We start from the raw sequence: 2,703 nt of genomic DNA, 5'->3' as shown, positions 1-2,703 counted from the left end.
GCATGATAAGGCTTCCTTCCTCTATGACAGTAACAGGGTTGACTGCGCCGCTGTAACAACCGGGCTTCGCGCATATTCCGATACTAGGCCTGGCCCCGTCATAATAGAAATGAATACTTTAAATACCACCATTAACTATGTTAATGGAATGATAATAAATAGTAACAAAACAACATCTATGGAGCAGAGCGATAGACAAGAACAAGAACAAGGACACACGCAACACGACCGATATGAGTGGGTTGTCGAGGATGACCGGGCCCCCAGGTAGCATTGTTATCGGCAAGAGACGCCGAACAAAAAAATGGTCTGACAGATAATTGTCTGTCAGACCAGATGTTAGCCTATGGCCAGATAGTCAAGTTAATAGCAGCAGGTAGAACAAGCTCGGCCCATTCCTCTTTATTGCGACTATTTATTCCAACTATTTATCCCAACTATGGTGAATGTGGTGAATGTCAGTTCGTCGTCACCAGACCGCCATTGGTCGTAATTCTGGCTGCACCATCCGTATCCACTGTCAGCTCTACCTGTGGATCGGGGTTATTCACCACTTTCTCCAGCTGCTTGATGGATTTGTCTCTATTCAAGAGCCGTCTTATGGTGTTGACAATCATCAGCAATATCACGATGGAGAAGGGAAAAGCGCCAATAATGGTGCCGGTCTGAACGGTATCAACCACCCCGCTCCCCCCCACGGTCAGCAGCACGGTGGCTACCGCAGCGATACTGATAACGAGAACCACTCTGAACCAGGGCCCGGCCTGTTTCGGTGCAGAAACAAATTCCGCCAGCGCATAGGTACCGGCGTCCAACGATGTCACATAGTAGGTGGCTACCAGTATGGTGGCCACCACCAGCAGGATGCTGCCCACCAGGGGGATCGACTCCAGCATGACAAAAAGCCCGCTGGACACGTTTTCGCCCACCGCTGCCGAGATGCCATTTCCTGTCTGATCATCGTAGTAAATGGCGGCAGAACCAAGCACACCAATCCATACCATGACGATCAGGGAAGGAATCACGGTCACGCCGACCACAAATTCACGCAGTGTGCGACCGCGGGATATGCGGGCAATAAAACCGGCAACGAAAGGTGAAAAAGCAATCACCCAGCACCAGATAAACACTGTCCACCAGCCATTCCAGCTATCCTGCCACGACTCCAGCGGCGCGCCGGTCGTGGGGGCATCAGTCCAGAAGCTCATGGGTATAAAGTGTGTAAAGTAAGAGCCAAAGGTCTGGGTCATGTTGGAAATAATGAACAGGGTGGGGCCAAATACAAAGGCGGCAATCACCAGCACTATGCTCAGGATGGAGTTCGTTTCACTGATCAGGCGCATCCCCTTGCTGATGCCGAAGAAGGCAGAGATGGCCGTTGCCGTCCCCAGACCCACAATGACCAATAGCCAGATGGTGGAACTGGACGTCACGTCGGTAAAGGAGCTGAGCCCGGAAGAAAACTGCATGGCCGCAAAAGCAAAAGACGTTGACAAGCCAAGCACAGTGGCCATTATCGCCAGCAGTTCGACGACTACACCGGCACCACCTTGAGCCCATCGCGGTAAAATGTCTACGGTCGCTTCCCGGAAGGTCAGGGTTTTGCCCAGGTTATGATGCGAATAAGCCAGACATACTGCCACTACGCAATACATGGCCCAGGCGGTGAACCCCCAGTGGAAGTAGGCCCAGACAATTCCGCCCCCGGCGACATCACCTTCCAATGCCTGGATCACCGGGCTTTCATTGCGAAGCATGATCGGCTCGGCCACAGACCAGAATATCAGTCCTATGCCCTGCCCACAGGCAAACAGCATCGAGTACCAGGCAAAGTTGTTGTACTCTTTTTCAGCATTGGGGCCGCCCAGGCGCACCTGTTTGCCAACCTTGCTGAAAACAAGCCAGGCGCATACCGCCACGGAAAAAAGCGAAAAAAGGATAAACAGCCAAGTATAACCACCCGTAACATAGGTTCGCATGTCATAGATGACAGAAGCCACATCATCGGGATTATTCAACACCATAATAATAAGTGCGATGATGGCGGCCGGTGGGGTGAACTGGATGAGTAGTCTGCCAATGGGGGGGAGATCACGTCCGGTGAATCGAGGAACCACCAGGGGCTCAAGCGATTCGTTTTGACTCTCGGTGTTGTTCGTCCCTGTTTTTATGTTGGTCACCCTGATATACCTCTCTATTATTTTCGTTACCCATTACCCTGCCAACTCATCGGTATTGTTATGAACGTTTTCATTGTCCATCGATTGTTGAAAGAAAGTAAAATATTGTTGATTCGGCGGGTGATGAGGATATTGGCAACTCGTATGTAAAGAATCCTTTCCAATCATGGCCAGCGGGTTACAGCGCCATGTGTATGAACGCATGTGTATGAACGCAATGTAAACGAAAAGTCAGCACATGAAGCCAACACCAGAAAGTTACCCACGGTAAGCAGCAGCTGAAAGCCCATCCCCTGCTCGGGGATGGGCTCACTACTTAACCCTTGATGATGTTGTGCTCGGGACCGAACGGGAAGCGGGTGATGTTTTCCACCCCGCTGTCGCTGATCACCAGGATATCGTGTTCACGATAACCACCGGCACCCGGCATGCCTTCCGGCAGCATGATCATCGGCTCCATCGATACCACCATGCCCGGCTCCAGTACCGTTTCGATGTCTTCCCGCAGCTCCAGCCCGGCTTC

At 51.6% G+C, this 2,703-nt stretch carries 2 protein-coding genes and 1 pseudogene; 1 reads left to right on the top strand and 2 read right to left on the bottom strand.

All coding sequences use genetic code 11. The features are described from left to right. On the top strand, positions 1–271 hold a 271-nt coding region (locus HNR62_RS15960; RefSeq protein ID WP_204797070.1), incomplete at its 5' end, for a hypothetical protein. 187 nt (positions 272–458) lie between these two features. Here the strand turns inward: HNR62_RS15960 and HNR62_RS15955 are convergent. Both HNR62_RS15955 and HNR62_RS15950 read right to left on the bottom strand, forming a co-directional pair. Further along, positions 459–2,180: a BCCT family transporter gene (locus HNR62_RS15955; RefSeq protein ID WP_204797069.1), complete on the bottom strand. Its 1,722-nt coding sequence runs from the start codon at positions 2,178–2,180 to the stop codon at positions 459–461. A 316-nt stretch (positions 2,181–2,496) separates the two neighbouring features. Further along, positions 2,497–2,703, bottom strand: a pseudogene (locus HNR62_RS15950) (creatininase); the annotation flags it as partial.

Origin of the sequence: Oceanisphaera litoralis (assembly GCF_016907015.1) — a bacterium.
In the GTDB taxonomy this organism is placed as follows: Bacteria; Pseudomonadota; Gammaproteobacteria; order Enterobacterales; family Aeromonadaceae; genus Oceanimonas; species Oceanimonas litoralis.
The sequence above is the reverse complement of the archived record's forward strand: the minus strand, read 5'-3'. Positions and strand labels throughout refer to the sequence as shown.